Below are 16,214 nucleotides of genomic sequence, written 5' to 3' on the forward strand. Positions count from 1 at the left end.
TGTTACATGCTGGATCACGTGTGATAAAAACTATACAAGAATAAAACTAAAAATGACTCTTATGAAGAGTCTTAAGTGTTGAGAGCCACTGCACCATTGGGGGCGGGAAAAGTGGGTGGTGGTGTGATGATTGTGGTACTGAGCATAAAGAGGTTGTTGCTCAATAAATTTTACATATACCATTTCACAAGCGCCGTCAAAAAATGGGTGTAACGAGCGTTGAAAGATGCTTTTTTTTTACAAGTATGTGAATATGCAACATAAAAGTGTTTTGTTTTTCGATGCAATAGGGTGTGGTTTTGATTGATGAGGCGTTTTTATGTGATTAAGGGGAGAGTTTGTCTCTTAGAAAATTAAGGGGTAGACAGAAAGATCAAACATTGTGTTGAAATTTAAATTGTTTCTTTTCTAGAAAGAGATAAATGTGTTAATTTGCTCTCGTGTAGAAGTATTATTTTATTTGGATTCTATGTTGTGTCATAAGATAGGGAATACCAGTTCTTTATTTTGTGGGTTATGATATGTTATAGACATAACGTAAGGGTAAGGATGAAAATAGTCTGTGAAAATCTAAACTTAAAGCTTTAGTTAAATTAAAAGTGCAATGTACAGTTTAAGTATTAGATCGTTATGAATCGTCAAGGATATAATCGTGGATAAAACAAAAGCTCTCGATGCTGCTCTCGCTCAAATTGAACGTTCTTTCGGTAAAGGCTCCATTATGCGTCTTGGGCAAAAGGAGCAAGTTGTTGAAATTGAAACAGTTCCAACGGGGTCATTGTCCTTGGATATTGCTTTGGGTGTTGGTGGATTACCAAAAGGGAGGATTGTTGAGATTTATGGACCAGAAAGTTCTGGAAAGACAACATTGGCTCTTCATGCTATTGCTGAAGCACAGAAAATTGGTGGGATTTGTGCTTTTATTGATGCTGAGCACGCCCTTGATCCTATTTATGCGCGAAAGCTCGGCGTTGATTTAGAAAACTTGTTTATTTCTCAGCCTGATACCGGTGAGCAGGCGTTAGAAATTACAGAAACATTGGTGCGTTCTGGTGCTGTTGATGTACTTGTTGTTGATTCTGTGGCGGCTTTAACGCCGCGTGCAGAAATTGATGGAGAAATGGGTGATGCTTTACCTGGATTGCAAGCACGCTTAATGAGTAAAGCTTTGCGGAAACTCACGGCTTCAATTTTTCGCTCTAACTGTATGGTGATCTTTATTAATCAAATTCGCATGAAAATTGGTGTGATGTTTGGTTCTCCTGAAACGACAACAGGTGGAAATGCTTTAAAGTTTTATGCTTCTGTTCGTTTGGATATTCGCCGCATTGGCTCCATTAAAGATCGGGATATGATCGTTGGTAATCAGACTCGTGTTAAAGTGGTGAAGAATAAATTGGCTCCTCCCTTCAAACAGGTTGAATTTGATATTATTTATGGTGAGGGGATTTCCAAATTAGGTGAATTGATTGATTTGGGAGTCAAAGTTGGTATTGTGGAAAAATCTGGCTCATGGTTTTCTTATAATTCTCAACGTTTAGGGCAGGGACGTGAAAATGCGAAGCAGTTTTTGCGACAACATCTGGAGATTGCTGCAGAAATCGAAACAGCTTTGCGTCAAAATGCTGGTTTGATTGCCATTGAATTGTTAGAAAATGCAGGAGCAGATGTGACAGAAAGTGATGAAGCAATTTGATGCTATGTTTATTTGAGCATTAAGTGCTTTATTTAGGGCTTTTCTATTTTTATTCGTTTGAGTTTTAAATATACAGTCATTTTTTTCTCAATTTTTTTAAATGAAATTCCATTCTTTGATTAAATTAACTCCATGCTTGGCAAAGAGGATATTTAACGAGGGGGATTTTTCTTTTGTGGTTTGGTGCTGTATTCTGCAGGTATTGATATGAATAGTGTTAATAATATCCGGTCAACATTTTTGGATTATTTTCATCGTAATGGGCATAAAGTTCTTTCTTCTAGCCCCCTTGTTCCACGTAATGATCCCACACTCATGTTTACAAATGCAGGAATGGTACAGTTTAAAAATGTTTTTACTGGACTTGAACAGTATTCTTATAAAAAGGCAACAACGGCGCAAAAATGTGTTCGTGCGGGTGGAAAGCATAATGATCTTGACAATGTTGGTTATACAGCGCGCCATCATACGTTTTTTGAGATGCTGGGTAATTTTTCCTTTGGTGATTATTTCAAAGAAGAGGCCATTTTTTTATCATGGAATCTTTTAACAAAAGAATTTTGTCTTCCTAAAGATAAATTGTTGGTAACTGTTTATCAGAGTGATGATGTTGCGGCACAATTATGGCGTAAAATTTCAGGTCTTTCAGACAAAAAAATTATCCGTATTGCGACGGCAGATAATTTTTGGTCAATGGGAGAAACTGGTCCCTGTGGTCCTTGTTCAGAGATTTTTTATGATCATGGTGATGAAATTTTTGGGGGACCTCCTGGAGGTGTGGATGAAGATGGTGATCGTTTTATTGAGATTTGGAATCTTGTCTTTATGCAGTATGAGCAGTTTAGTAAGGAAGAGCGGATTGAATTGCCTCATCCTTCTATCGATACTGGTATGGGGTTAGAGCGTATTGCTGCTGTTTTACAGGGGGTGCATGATAATTATGACATTGATCTTTTTCGTGCATTAATTGGTGCATCACAAGAAATGACAGGGATTGAGGCAAAGGGTGATTTTATTGCCAGCCATCGTGTCATTGCTGATCATCTTCGCTCATGCGCATTTTTGATTGCGGATGGTGTTCTTCCTTCTAATGAGGGAAGGGGATATGTTTTACGTCGTATTATGCGTCGTGCTATGCGTCATGCACATCTGCTTGGTGCTAAAGAACCCTTAATGTGGCGGCTTTTGCCTGCTCTTATCCGCGAAATGGGACAAGCTTATCCAGAATTGGTGCGTGCTGAATCTTTGATTGCAGAAACTTTGAAATTAGAAGAAGTGCGCTTTCGCAAGACTCTTGAACGAGGATTGGGGTTGTTAAATGATGCAAGTGCTCATCTTAAAGAAGGTGATGATTTAAATGGTGAAGTTGCTTTCAAGCTTTATGACACCTATGGCTTTCCACTTGACTTAACGCAGGATGTTCTTCGGCGTCGTGGAGTATCTGTTGATGTTGATACCTTTGATAAAGCAATGGAACACCAGAAAGAAGAAGCCCGTGCTCATTGGTCTGGTTCAGGTGAAGTTGTAGCAGAGACAATTTGGTTTTCTATTCGTGATCTGGTAGGGGTTACAGAATTTTTGGGTTATGAAACAGAAAAAGCTGAAGGTATTATTACAGCTCTTGTGTGTGATGGTAAAATTGTTGATAAGGTTTCTTCAGGGCAGAAAGCTATTCTTGTGTTAAATCAGACTCCTTTTTATGGTGAATCTGGTGGGCAAGTTGGTGATAGCGGTATTATTTCTGGTGAAAATTTTATTTTTGAAGTGCACGATACACAGAAAAAGGCTGAGGGTGTTATTCTTCATATCGGAAAGGTTAAATCTGGTCAGGCAATGAGGTCTGATTGTGTAGAATTAGCGGTTGATGGTGTTCGTCGTAAAAAAATCCGGGCCAATCATTCTGCTACCCATTTATTACACGAGGCTTTACGTCAAGTATTGGGATCCCATGTTACACAGAAGGGCTCTCTTGTCTCGCCGGAACGGTTACGTTTTGATTTTTCTCATCCAAAATCTGTTTCTGCAGAAGAATTGAAAAAAATAGAAGATTTAGCAAATGACATTGTTTTGCAAAATAGCGAGATAACAACCCGCCTTATGGCTGTTGATGATGCAATTTCTGAAGGGGCAATGGCACTTTTTGGTGAAAAATATGGTGACGAAGTACGTGTTGTTTCGATGGGAGACTTGCTTGAAAAGGGAGGATTAAAAAAGCGTTGGTCAATTGAACTTTGTGGAGGAACACATGTGGAAAGAACGGGGGATATTGGTTTGATTCATATTGTTTCTGAAAGTTCTGTCGCTTCTGGAGTGCGGCGTATTGAGGCTTTAACAGGTGCAGCAGCACGTCTTTATCTGAGATGCCAAGAGGCGCGTATCCGTGAAATTGCTAATCTTTTAAAAACTTCTGCTACGGGTGTAGAAGAACGGATTGAAAATTTGCTTGAAGATCGCCGTAAACTTGAAAAAGAGTTGAATGATGTGCGCAAAAAAATGCTGCTGAGTGATGAAACAAAGCGAGATGGTCAAGATGATATTAGTATCATCAATGAACTTGCTTTTATGGGACGTGTTGTGAACAATATTCCACCACGGGATCTTAAGGCACTTGTTGATTCTGGTAAAAAACAAATTGAATCAGGGGTTATTGCTTTTATTGCTGTTTCAGAAGATGGCAAGGGGAGTGCTGTTGTTGGTGTTACGGATGATTTAACAGATAAGTTAAATGCTGTTGATTTGGTGCGTATTCTTTCATCTGTTCTTGGTGGGAAAGGCGGTGGAGGGCGTCCTGATATGGCGCAGGCTGGTGGTCCTGAGGGGAACAAGGCTGATGAGGCATTTGCAGCACTAAAAGATTTTCTAGAAAAATTTAAAAAGTAAAAAATTTCCTTATCGGTGTTTTTTACATTTGTATGTTGGATTGGCGTCTAAACGGATGTCTGTCTGGTGTATTACTAAAATGTAGATACAGTCTCATTGAGAGAGATAAAATTGTAAAGATAAAAAAACAGTGTTGCGTTGGCAAAATTGTGGGGTGATTCGTGCTTTTGTATATGAACTGAACGGATCATATATTTCATGAAATATAGCATCTATTATATTGATTTTAAAAGAAATATCTCTATTCTTATTTCACAATAAGAATTGTGAAGAGGATAACGAAAGATTTATTGCAGAACAGTTTCTTAAGCTTATGAAGTTGTAATATATCGTTTTTTCTTTTCAAGTTGCTTAAATTATTACTCGCTCTTCATAAGAAGTTCATTTTTTAGAGCTGTTTTATTGGTTTCCTTTGCGGCTTATGTGTAAGAGAACAGGTTTTTCTTGCAAATTATAAAACATATATTAATTCAAATTTTTCTGTGTGCACTTACCGCATTTGCATGAATAAAGTGTTTTTGTAATTTTTGGCATTAAGATATTTTTTTGCATGAGATTTGTGAAGAGTAATTATTTTTATGATGCATGGCTTCATGTAAGGGGATGACGTTTTCATTTTTTCCTTCTCTTTTGGGTGGCGTGATTGTTAAATTGCTTGCTTTTAAAAATTTAGAAAAACGCCCCTCTTTATCGATCAATTCTTGAAAGCTTCCTTTTTCAATTAAATAACCCTGTTCTAGAAAGAGTACCACATCAGCATTGCGTATTGTTGAGAGGCGATGTGCTATAATGAACGTGGTGCGGTTATGACTTATGCAATCAAGAGCATCTTTGACACGTGCTTCTGTTTCAACATCAAGAGCGCTTGTTGCTTCATCAAGAATGAGAATGGGAGCATTTTTTAAAACTGCGCGTGCAATTGCTAACCGTTGTTTTTCTCCACCTGATAATCGAGATCCTCGTTCGCCCACCATTGTGTTATAACGATCAGCTTTTTTTAGAATAAAATCGTGAGCTTCTGCTATTTTTGCTGCTTCGTAAAGTTCTTCCTTTGTTGCACTTTCTTTTCCTATTGAGATATTGTCATGAATACTGCGATTGAAAAGTCCTGTATCTTGAAACACTGTTGCTAGAGATTTTCGTAAAGATTCGCGATTGATCGAGCATATATTTATTCCATCAATGGAGATATGTCCGAAGGTAGGGTCGTATATGCGCTGCAATAAATTGATTAATGTTGTCTTTCCACCTCCTGTCGGTCCTACAATCGCAACAGTTTGCCCTGCTTTAACCTCAAAGGAAATGTCAAAAACACCTTGAGAAGAATTTGGGAATTTATAGGTAACGTGATGAAATTGTATAGCACCTTTAACATTTTGTAGGGAAGGGAGATCTTGTGGTTCGTTGATAGAGAAAGTTGAGTCTTCCATTTCAAAAAACTCTTGCAGTTTCGTTTGTGAGGATATAGCACAATTAATAAAATTGCTCATTTGATCTAGACGGCTAATCATGAGTTGTGCAAATCCGACAAAAGCAACGACTTCACCTACCCTTAATTGACCTCTTGCAACAAAAAAAGCTCCAAGGAGAAGAACACAAACGATTGAAACTGTGGAAGCCATTCGATTTAAGCCACTGGCGAGCGCCCACCAATTGAGAACAGGATTTTGCGCTTTAAGCAGAGCATTTGTATGTTGGTGCAGTATGGACGCTTCTTCCTTTATTCGGTTATAACTTTGTACAATAGAAACATTGGAGATTGAATCACTGACATGTTTAAAAAGGTTATGGTGATAGCATTCTACAGCGGCTTGTCCGTTTTTTGTTTTTCGCATTACTAAACGGGCAATTAAGACATAGATGATGGCAAGTACAACTAAGACTATTGAAAGACGCCAATTCATGTTAAAGGCTGTGGGGATGAGAACCAATAAGGCGACAAGTGTTGAGAGATGTTGACGCATAAAATCAAGCCATATGCTTGACATGGTGTCTGTTGCGCGCAAAAGTGTATGGAGTACGTTGGAAGTTCCGCGTTGTTGATGCCAAATTAAAGGCATGGCAATGATACGTTCAAAAGATTCTGTTAAAATCGTTAAACGGAGTCTATGGGCTAAGCGGTCCGCACCACGAGCAACAAGGACATAAGCGATAATATGGGAAAGACCAAAACAAACCCAAATGGTAAGGGTAGGGATTATCCCTGTTTTTTCTGTAATAGAATCAATAACGCGTCCAAATAAAATAGGTTCTGCAATGGTGATGATCGCTAACATAACATTAGCGTTACAGATCAAAAGGGATGCATTTTTCTCTCTCTTTAGGTAAGTGAGAACACGTGCATAGGTTTTGAATAAGGACACTGTTAATGATCTCCATTCGTTGTTAAGCGTAAAGGCTGTTGATTTTTATAATGCTTGAATTCTAGCTAATAAAAATTGAACGTTAAGAAAAGGCAAATTTGAATACTCATTGTAATATGGTGTGATAAAGCCAACGAGAATATGAATTTTTGTGTTTATAAAGGTGCAAAAATAGATCAATAAAATTATCAGGAAAAAATATTGGGCGATGAAAATTATCAGGTAAGGGAACTTTCATGGCAGGTGTAGAAATAAAAAAAGTTGAGACAGATGAAAATGGAATGCGTTTAGATCGTTGGTTTAAAGCGCATTATCCAGGGCTTGGATTTGGAGCTTTGCAAAAATTGTTGCGTTCTGGCCAGATACGGGTTGATGGTGGACGTGTTAAAGCCGATACGCGTCTTTTTACAGGTCAAGTTGTTCGTGTGCCGCCTTTACTTGTTGGTAAAAAGGAAAGCCTTCCTATAACAGATAAAACAATTCGCGGACAGGGTGATGGAGTCATTTTAAAAAAAATGTTGCTCTATGAAGATCCAAAGGTCTTTGTTTTTAACAAACCAGCAGGTCTTGCTGTACAAGGAGGCTCTGGTTTAACACGTCATATAGATAGTATGCTTGAGGTATGGCGCAATAAAAAAGGTGAAAAGCCGCGTTTGGTTCATCGTCTTGATCGTGAGACATCGGGGGTGCTTATTGTTGCCCGTTCTAGGGGAGCTGCACAGGCCTTAACAGCTGCTTTTAGAGAACGGGAAACAAAAAAGACTTATTGGGCGTTGGTTCGGGGCGTTCCTAAAAAAAAACAGGATAAAATTTCAACGTGGATGGTTAAGGAAATGACGGCACAAGGTGATAAAATGCGTGTTTGTGATCATGGGGAGCCGGATTCACATCATGCGGTTTCCTATTATCGCGTTTTAGAGTCGCGCGGACGAGCTCTTTCGTGGCTTGAAATGGAACCTTATACGGGGAGAACACATCAACTGCGTGTGCATGCTGCCCATATGGATCATCCTATCATTGGCGATTCAAAGTATTTTTTTTCTGATAGTAATTGGACATTCCCAGGAGGCATTCAAAATCGCCTTCATCTTCATGCACGTCGTATTCGTATTCCTCATCCTTCAGGAGGCATATTGGATATTGTTGCGCCTTTACCCCCTCATATGGTCCAAAGTTTTAATCTTTTGTCTTTTAATGAGCGTGATGATGAAACAGAATAAAAAACTTCATTTGTTTTTGAGTTATGAACTTTTAAATATTATCAATTTTATTCCTACAGTTCTTTGTCCATATTGGCTGTATTGTTATTTTTAAAATGGTGTATCTTCGATAATCTTGGGCTTATGAAGCTGCTCTTTTGAATTATCTATAGAGGTGATATATTGGGGAGGCATGTTGGTTCAGGAAGATGAACGAGATAAAGTCTGAAGGATATTGACTGAAAAAGTGATGGCAATTTTTAATTTTTTCATGGGAAATAATTGAAGACTTTTACAGGAACTCTTAGGGAGAACAGCTTCTCAACAAATTGTTGTTTTCAAGGAAGTTTATCCTGCTAGCGGTGGGGTTGGGTATATTTATAGATTTATGGTTTGTAGCTTTGCTTATACAATGAGAACTTATGAGCAAAGTGCACCTTTCAATGATCAATTATTCTTCTGTTCGTTTTTCTGAAAGATTATTTTTCCAAAAGAAAAAACAAATCTATTCAAAGATTATGGAAATGTTCCAAGAGGGATAAGTTGAAATGAGGAGTGTCTGATGAGATCATTATTGATTAATCTTAACAAGGTCTCAAAAATATACCGCAGCGTAGACAGTGCACCTGGTTTTACAAACAAGGTGGTTTCTCTTTTTAAGCCAACCTATAGAAACCATCACGTGCTAAAAGATATTAGTTTCACCCTTTTTTCAGGGCAAGCACTCGCCATTGTTGGACCTAATGGAGCCGGAAAATCAACACTGATTAAAATACTTTCTGGTATACAAGCCGCTGATGAGGGGGATGTCAAAGTCTTAGGCGTTAATCCTTATAAAACGAAAAAAGATTTGTTTAAGTCTCTTGGCGTAGTCTTTGGTCACAAAAATTGCTTATGGTGGGATTTACCCTTACGCTATAGTCTAAGAATGGTTCAACCCTTATATAACCTTGAACCTGGCTCTTTTTACCGCGATCTTAAAGAAATCACAGAGTTATTAGACATTGAGCATATCATGGATAAACCCGTGCGCATGCTAAGCCTTGGTGAGAGAGTAAAAAGTGAATTGGCATTTAATTTGTCCTTTAGACCTAAGCTGTTGTTTTTAGATGAACCAACCATTGGTCTTGATATTACCTCCAAACATGAAATCAGAGAACTGCTTAAAAAACTAAAAAGAGAGCAAGGTTTAGGATATATCATCACCAGTCATGATATGGGAGATATTGATGGCTATGTCGATGATATTATTCTTTTGCATAAAGGAAAGAAGCAGTTTCATGGCACTATGGATAGGCTTAAAGAGATGATCCCTTCTTGTGTGAGAATAACTGTTTTTTGTGAACATTTGCTAACACCCTCAACCCTTATAAAAAACATTGATGAACTCGCCATAAAATTGTCTGCTCCTTTACAAGAGAAACACTTTAACAATGAAAAATGTACACTCGATATTTCACTGTTGCATGAAGATGTTCCACGTTTCATAAGAGAAATCGCAACAGAACTTAACTGTCCGTTTTCTGTATCCACTCCCTCACTTGAAGAGATACTCCGTGTTAAATTTAAAGAATTTATCTAACCATTGCTTTGCTCTATTTCTCTTCGCCAAAAACGGACTGCTCACCATCCTCAGTGACAGAGCAATGTTTTTTACTGATTTTGTCATGGGGACGCTCTCGCCTTTCATGATTCAACTTCTGTTGTGGAATGCGCTTTTTTCTGATACGGGCGACAACATAAACGGTTTTGGCTTTCAGGATATGATGTATTATTACGCCTTTGCCTTAGTTTTTTCACGCTTAAATAATGGTTATGGCATCATTCAATCTTTCTCTAAACATGTGAAAGAAGGTCAATTAGAAGTCTATCTCACCAAACCATTCAGTTACATGACACAAATGCTGTTGCCCTTTTTGGGTGAAAGTGTGCTCTATGCCATTCCCTTAATCGCTCTTTTTACTGTAAAGCTTCTTTTATCCTATGAAAATATTTCAGGATTGGTCATGGCTTTTTTATTATTTTTTCTCATTTTTGTTCTCTCACAATTACTGTGTTTTTTTCTCTCCTTTGCCATTGCCTTATTGAGTTTCTGGGTGATTGAATACAATATCTTGCTCTCTTTTAGTATTCTTAGTTCAGCACTTCTTGGCGGTACCCTTTTACCTCCCTCTTTTTGGCCAACATGGCTTATTCCATTGATGAAGTTTAATCCTTATCGTTTCATCATATCAGCCCCTGCCGAATTCCTCTCCACAAAAAACTTAGCGGTGTTTCAACAATTGATGTTGGGGAGTATTTTTTATATTTTGTGTCTTTTATTTTTTATTCATCTTGTCTGGAAAAAAGGAATGAAAGCGTATCATGGAGCGGGGGGATGAGATGAAAATAATTCTTTATTTTATCGGTATGAATATGCGCCGACAACTTGTTTATGGTAAAAACTTCTTTGGAGAATTTATTCTTTCTCTGTGCTATTATTTTATTCAATTCACCTTTATTGACAGAATTTCTTGCTTTTCAGGAAATATTGGGAGCTATAGCAGAGATGAAATTCATTTTATCTTTGTTGTCTTCATTTTACTTGGAATATTTTTAAATATTTTTACCAGTTCTATTGAAACATTTTTTGAAAAAGTAGCAGAAGGTAAAATTGAGGGCTATTTGACAAAGCCTGTTTCAATTTGGCTGTTAATCTTGCTTGGCTGGTGCAGACCTCTTTATCTGATTAAATTTTTGCTTGTTGGTGTGAGTTCTTATTCCTTTGTCTCTCTACCAAATATGTCGGAAATAAAGCTGAAATGGTTTTCCTTTATCATTGCAATTGGTTGTGCCTTTATCGTAAACATGTGTTTTTTCATGATGTTTAACTTTATAACATTCATGACCAACCGTAAGATGCCGGTTGCCTATTTTCATGCCATGCTTTACCAACTTTCTTTTATCCCCATAGCAATCTATCCCTTAAATCTTGTGAAATGGCTGCTGTTTTTGCTGCCTCTAGCTTTTTCTGCTTCCCTCCCTGTATCATTCCTGCTTGGTAAAAATGAATGGAATATCGGATATCTTCTGTTGAGCACTTTTCTTTCCATTGCCATGACTTTTATGGTCTATAAGAAAACAATGCGTAAATTTAATGGATTAGGGGGATAATGTAAAAGTCTGCCTGATGTATAAAAATAAAAAAATTGAGTGAATAATTTTATTGTGCTGTAGAATATTGTTATTTACGCCGACGCTATAAGGCATATAAAATTTATACAGCGGTGTTTTTTGTTAAATATATTGATGAGTAATATTGGCATGTTCTCACAGCTGTTAGTAAGGGAGAACAGAAACCAGAGATAATGGCTTGATTTCAGATCAATTTTATTTGAGTTAGATGGCAGTTTGATGCCAAAAACGAATGGTAAGACGATGAATAGTAACAAGATTGATTCAATAACGTCATAAAAATGTATTTCTAGTGTTTTTTGTAAACCAAGAGAAGGATAAAAAATTATTGAGGTGAGTCATCATTTCATGATTTTGGTAAGAAAACTTTGTATTTTATATTATAATAATATTTTATTTTTCTAAAAAATATAATAATTATTTGAGATTTAATATTTTGATAAAATGTTAAATATATAAAGAGATTAGAAATGGGAAGTTTGAACCTATCATATGATTCTGGTGTTTCATGTAGTGGGACGAAAAAATAGCAGAGCAAATAGGGACAGCAATAGTGGTGCCTATTGGAGCGGTAGAGGCCAGAGCTCTTGGAGGAATCATAGGAGCAGCTGCGTTAGCTGTAACAGGTGATGCCAGCTGCAGCAGTGTAGCACTAGGTACAGTGGAGGGTAGTATAAACGGTGCTTTAGTCGGTGGGACTTTGGATCTGTGTATCACTCTTATCAATGTTGGTAATTTATAGAATATCTGCAATATATCTCTAAAACATAATAATTTTGTAGATATGTTAATAAAAAAACATATTTACAAATATTATTAGGATGTTTGTCAATTATAATTTTCTATGTTTTAATTCAGAAAATTTAATTATTACTTATATCTTAGTAAGTTTAATATTATTTTCATAAAGTTCGTAGTAAAAATAAATTTATAAAAATCATCAATAATTGCATTTATATTATTATATTACTTCATATAAATATATAAATTATGTTTAAATATAATTATTATTTAATTTAGTTTTTAATTTATATGGTGGATATTATTAATATAGACGTATTTTGTTACATTTATTATAAAAGCATTTCATTCAATCATTATCGTTATTTTGTAATATATTAATTTAGTTATTATTATTAATATATAGATTACAGTAATAAATAATAAAATTATGTTTTTAATTTTTTGCTAAAGAAATAAATAGAAAAATAAATCTAGACAGTTTCTTTTTTAATAAACAAAAATAATGCTTGAATGTTATGTTGTAAAATAAATGATCATATAATTTTGATGGTTAGTATTAAAATGGTGTGATTTGAGATATAAATCTTGAAAAGATTGAGAATTTTTCGCGTATCATTTACATTTTTTTACTAAAATTTTAAAAAATTATATAAGAAAAAAATAAATACCGTAGCAGTATGAGTATTTATAATGAGTCTTCTATTTTTCAGTATTATGACTACTTTTTATTTTAATAACGTATAGATAATGTATGATTTATTCTAAATTTTTCTTTTAAATTATATAGGTAAGATTTTTTGATTTATTATTATATAGCTATATTGATGTATAATAAAAGCGTTTTAGACAACATAAGAACACAAAAACAAATTTTGATTGGGTATATAAACTATCGATTGTTTACAAATAAAAAAATCTATGTGTATCAAAGTTACTTAAGTTTTTCCAATCAAAGAGCTAAGCTTGTGTGTGCGCTAAGTTTTACGCGGTTCGCTATTTATTTTCAATCTATAATAAGAAAAATTATTGTATTAGAATATTTCAATAATATAATTTTTATAAAAAATTTATTGTTCTACATTAAAAATATTATGTGTAACTAAAAATAACAATATAATATTTTAACTATATATTTTAAAAATAAAATTATAACAAAAAAATAAATTAGTTATATTATTACAAAAAACACAAATTAAACAATTGACAACGTAAATTAAATATGTATTGTATTAATAATAAATATCATATAATATAAAATGATAATTAAAATAAATTTATTAATTAAAATTTTGTGTTATATTATTATTCTAAGAATATAAATAGAAATTATCGATAGATGATGCGATATTTTTTGTTTAGAGGATACAGTAAATATAAATTATTTTATTCAATATTATATAGGTGGTTGTAATGAAAATATTTAAGCATTGTATAGTGTATGTTGTTGCAATGGCTATTTTCTTTTTACAGGTTTTGGGTGCTAATGCCGATTCTTTAAATGATCGATTTCAAAATACTGGTTTCATTTCTGTAATGACACAAGAAAATGGGGTTACTAAAGCTGTTAATATGATTATGAGCCAATTTGGAGGACAAGGTGCTGAGGAAAATGTCCAAAAGGTTGTAGCTTTAATGGGCCTAGAGACCGCGTTTTTTGGTTTAATCGCATATCTTGTATATTTCTTTACGAGAAAGCCACCGAGTCCTAACAGAGCGACAGGTGGAAGAACGTTTGATGCTGTTGCTCATAGTGCATGGGCTCTTAATCCTTGATGAACTTTAAATTATTTTGTTATTAAATGTTTATATTAAATAAACCGTGATATTTAATCACGGTTTATTTGTTTTTTTACTTTTAATGATATTGATAAATTTATCCTTTTATATCATTAAGTTATTGTTTGTACGATAGCAGTGTAGAGGGGATTAAATTTAAATAATCAGCTGCTTTTAAAAGCTAATTAATTTTTTTCTCTTCAAAATATGCATTTGAACTAAGTCTGTAGTTAATATTTTTCTATGATAAAAATATATATCTTTTTGCAAAAGTAACAGGGTTATCATCTGCTTTAATTGAGATATCCATAAACTTTGTGTATCTACTAAAAAATACAGAGTAATATAATTATGGTTATTGTGAATTTTCTTTCTGATAAACTGAAAAATCATAGTGATACGTCTTACAAATATTCGTAAAAATTCTTTTATTGAAAGCTTTTTGTCTCTTTGTAGTTTACAATTTTTTTTATCATTTTATCTTAAACAAAGAGAATGTGGATTCATTTCTATTTCTTTATTTTATCTGAGAAGGGCGGAGTTATACGAATGTCAAAGAAAGTCATGATCGTGGAAGATAATGAGCTTAATATGAAGTTATTCCGTGATCTTGTAGAAGCGAGTGGCTATGAAACGGTTGAAACACGTAATGGTCTTATGGCATTAGATTTGGCGCGTTCATCGATGCCGTCTCTTATCCTTGTGGATATTCAGTTACCAGAGGTTTCTGGAATAGATGTTATTAAACAATTAAAAGGAGATGAGGAACTGAGATCAATCCCTGTTGTTGCTGTAACAGCTTTTGCTATGAAGGGAGACGAGGAACGAATTCGTGCCAGTGGATGTGAAGAATATATGTCAAAGCCTATTTCTGTCCCCCATTTTATCACAATGGTAAAGCATTTTGTGGACTAAAGTTTTGTTAAGTGATGATAAAAAAAGACATTGGAAATGTGTATGAGATTGCTAAAGTTATCATGCAAGTATTTTTGTACTTTAGCAGGTGGATATATTAAAGTTATCAAAACAGACTTGAAAAATTGAAAGGAAATTTTGATTTTTTTAGTTTATGTCTCTTAGTTTTTCTCTTAAGAGAAGTGGTCGTTTTTCGCTCTTGTTTTCTTCTAAGTGGTATAGATTTATTCCTACATTCATCTAAAAATCTGTTTTAACAGAGCGAAAAAAGCCCCGATAAAAACGGGGCTCTATATATTATACGAAATATTAGACAAATATTGGAATTAACGTTTCGAAAACTGGAAAGAACGACGCGCTTTTGCTTTACCGTATTTTTTACGTTCAACGACACGGCTATCGCGGGTAAGGAACCCCCCTTTTTTCAAAATTGGACGAAGTTCTGGTTCGTAATAAGTTAAAGCTTTTGAAATACCATGGCGTACTGCACCGGCTTGTCCAGAAAGACCACCACCTGCAACGGTTGCAATAATATCAAATTGGGTATCTCTATTTGTTGCAACAATTGGTTGACGAAGAATCATTCTCAAAACAGGACGAGCAAAATATTTGTCAAATTCTTTGTTGTTAATGGTAATTTTTCCAGAACCTGGTTTAATCCATACGCGAGCAACAGCATCTTTACGTTTTCCTGTTGCATAAGCACGCCCTTGTGAATCAAGCTTTTGTACGTGGATGGGAGTGACATTTTCATGAGCTTCTACAGTATTTGTTACGACACTGAGCTCAGCAAGAGAATTAATTTCAGCCATAATCAAGCAATCCTTTTGTTTTTGCGGTTTAAAGCACTAACGTCAAGAGACTCGGGCTGTTGTGCTTCATGTGGATGTTGGCTTCCAGCATAAACACGGAGATTCTTCAATTGACGGCGCCCAAGGGGACCACGCGGAATCATACGTTCTACAGCTTTTTCAATAACGCGTTCGGGAAAACGTCCTTCAAGAATCTGACGTGCTGTACGTTCTTTGATTCCACCAATATAGCCAGTATGCCAATAATATTTTTTATCTGTATATTTTTTACCGGTAAGAGCTATTTTATCGGCATTGATGACGATGACGTTGTCTCCATCATCAACATGTGGCGTAAATGTAGCTTTATGTTTGCCACGTAAGCGGTTCGCAACAAATGTGGCAAGACGACCTAAAACAAGGTTTTCTGCGTCAATAATAACCCATTTTTTCACCACTTCAGTTGGCTTTTGTGAAAAAGTTGCCATAGAAGTATCCTTTAATTAAAGCCCCTGTAGTATGAGGGCATTTCCATTGTTTGCGTTGAAAATTGTTAGCACAGCGAAGTATTTAACGCATATTATTTACTCTTATTTACTCTGATATAATGTCTTTTGATTTACGTCAAGAGAAAATAAAAACTTTATAAAACAGTGCGTTATAAGTGAGGTATTTT

General features: G+C 35.1%; 12 protein-coding genes. 9 read left to right on the forward strand and 3 right to left on the reverse strand.

Annotated elements, in window-relative coordinates:
- Positions 1 to 652: 652 nt before the first annotated feature.
- Entirely contained in the window at positions 653 to 1,696 is a 1,044-nt protein-coding gene (gene recA, locus PVV59_RS07460) for a recombinase RecA (protein ID WP_273755515.1), read from the forward strand.
- Between the two features lie 207 nt (positions 1,697 to 1,903).
- Positions 1,904 to 4,576 carry an alanine--tRNA ligase gene (gene alaS, locus PVV59_RS07465; protein WP_273755516.1) on the forward strand — a complete coding sequence of 891 codons (2,673 nt, stop codon included), beginning with the start codon at positions 1,904 to 1,906 and terminating at the stop codon, positions 4,574 to 4,576.
- Between the two features lie 533 nt (positions 4,577 to 5,109).
- Here the strand turns inward: alaS and PVV59_RS07470 are convergent.
- Positions 5,110 to 6,939: a glucan ABC transporter ATP-binding protein/ permease gene (locus PVV59_RS07470; RefSeq protein ID WP_273755517.1), complete on the reverse strand. Its 1,830-nt coding sequence runs from the start codon at positions 6,937 to 6,939 to the stop codon at positions 5,110 to 5,112.
- Between the two features lie 236 nt (positions 6,940 to 7,175).
- On the opposite strand from PVV59_RS07470, the gene PVV59_RS07475 reads away from it, so the two are divergent.
- The 7 genes from PVV59_RS07475 to PVV59_RS07505 all read left to right on the forward strand — a co-directional run bounded on the left by PVV59_RS07475 (position 7,176) and on the right by PVV59_RS07505 (position 14,747).
- Positions 7,176 to 8,159, forward strand: coding sequence for an RluA family pseudouridine synthase (locus PVV59_RS07475; RefSeq protein ID WP_273755518.1), 984 nt, complete (start codon positions 7,176 to 7,178; stop codon positions 8,157 to 8,159).
- A 541-nt stretch (positions 8,160 to 8,700) separates the two neighbouring features.
- Positions 8,701 to 9,720, forward strand: a complete 1,020-nt coding sequence (locus PVV59_RS07480; protein ID WP_273755519.1) for an ATP-binding cassette domain-containing protein — start codon at positions 8,701 to 8,703, stop codon at positions 9,718 to 9,720.
- Positions 9,721 to 9,784: 64 nt separating this feature from the next.
- Complete coding sequence (locus PVV59_RS07485) at positions 9,785 to 10,519, forward strand: ABC-2 family transporter protein (RefSeq protein WP_273755520.1); 735 nt, start codon at positions 9,785 to 9,787, stop codon at positions 10,517 to 10,519.
- Positions 10,503 to 11,291, forward strand: a complete 789-nt coding sequence (locus PVV59_RS07490) for an ABC-2 family transporter protein (RefSeq protein ID WP_273755521.1) — start codon at positions 10,503 to 10,505, stop codon at positions 11,289 to 11,291. The genes PVV59_RS07485 and PVV59_RS07490 overlap by 17 nt, the downstream gene beginning before the upstream one ends.
- A gap of 574 nt (positions 11,292 to 11,865) precedes the next feature.
- Complete coding sequence (locus PVV59_RS07495) at positions 11,866 to 12,054, forward strand: hypothetical protein (protein WP_273755522.1); 189 nt, start codon at positions 11,866 to 11,868, stop codon at positions 12,052 to 12,054.
- A gap of 1,412 nt (positions 12,055 to 13,466) precedes the next feature.
- Entirely contained in the window at positions 13,467 to 13,829 is a 363-nt protein-coding gene (locus PVV59_RS07500; RefSeq protein ID WP_342753289.1) for a hypothetical protein, read from the forward strand.
- A gap of 552 nt (positions 13,830 to 14,381) precedes the next feature.
- Complete coding sequence (locus tag PVV59_RS07505) at positions 14,382 to 14,747, forward strand: response regulator (RefSeq protein ID WP_273755524.1); 366 nt, start codon at positions 14,382 to 14,384, stop codon at positions 14,745 to 14,747.
- Between the two features lie 326 nt (positions 14,748 to 15,073).
- On the opposite strand, the gene rpsI is transcribed toward PVV59_RS07505, so the two are convergent.
- Positions 15,074 to 15,559, reverse strand: coding sequence for a 30S ribosomal protein S9 (gene rpsI, locus PVV59_RS07510; protein ID WP_273755525.1), 486 nt, complete (start codon positions 15,557 to 15,559; stop codon positions 15,074 to 15,076).
- A 2-nt stretch (positions 15,560 to 15,561) separates the two neighbouring features.
- Positions 15,562 to 16,026, reverse strand: a complete 465-nt coding sequence (rplM, locus tag PVV59_RS07515; RefSeq protein WP_273755526.1) for a 50S ribosomal protein L13 — start codon at positions 16,024 to 16,026, stop codon at positions 15,562 to 15,564.
- Positions 16,027 to 16,214 lie beyond the last annotated feature (188 nt).

The organism is Bartonella sp. MM73XJBT.G, from assembly GCF_028618435.1.
Taxonomy (GTDB): domain Bacteria; phylum Pseudomonadota; class Alphaproteobacteria; order Rhizobiales; family Rhizobiaceae; genus Bartonella.

Coding starts and splice junctions, on each gene's coding strand:
- PVV59_RS07505 (WP_273755524.1), top strand. CDS start 14,382: ATGTCAAAGAAAGTCATGATCGTGGAAGATAATGAGCTTAATATGAAG.
- PVV59_RS07475 (WP_273755518.1), top strand. CDS start 7,176: ATGGCAGGTGTAGAAATAAAAAAAGTTGAGACAGATGAAAATGGAATG.
- PVV59_RS07490 (WP_273755521.1), top strand. CDS start 10,503: ATGGAGCGGGGGGATGAGATGAAAATAATTCTTTATTTTATCGGTATG.
- rplM (WP_273755526.1), bottom strand. CDS start 16,026: ATGGCAACTTTTTCACAAAAGCCAACTGAAGTGGTGAAAAAATGGGTT.
- PVV59_RS07480 (WP_273755519.1), top strand. CDS start 8,701: ATGAGATCATTATTGATTAATCTTAACAAGGTCTCAAAAATATACCGC.
- PVV59_RS07500 (WP_342753289.1), top strand. CDS start 13,467: ATGAAAATATTTAAGCATTGTATAGTGTATGTTGTTGCAATGGCTATT.
- alaS (WP_273755516.1), top strand. CDS start 1,904: ATGAATAGTGTTAATAATATCCGGTCAACATTTTTGGATTATTTTCAT.
- PVV59_RS07485 (WP_273755520.1), top strand. CDS start 9,785: ATGTTTTTTACTGATTTTGTCATGGGGACGCTCTCGCCTTTCATGATT.
- rpsI (WP_273755525.1), bottom strand. CDS start 15,559: ATGGCTGAAATTAATTCTCTTGCTGAGCTCAGTGTCGTAACAAATACT.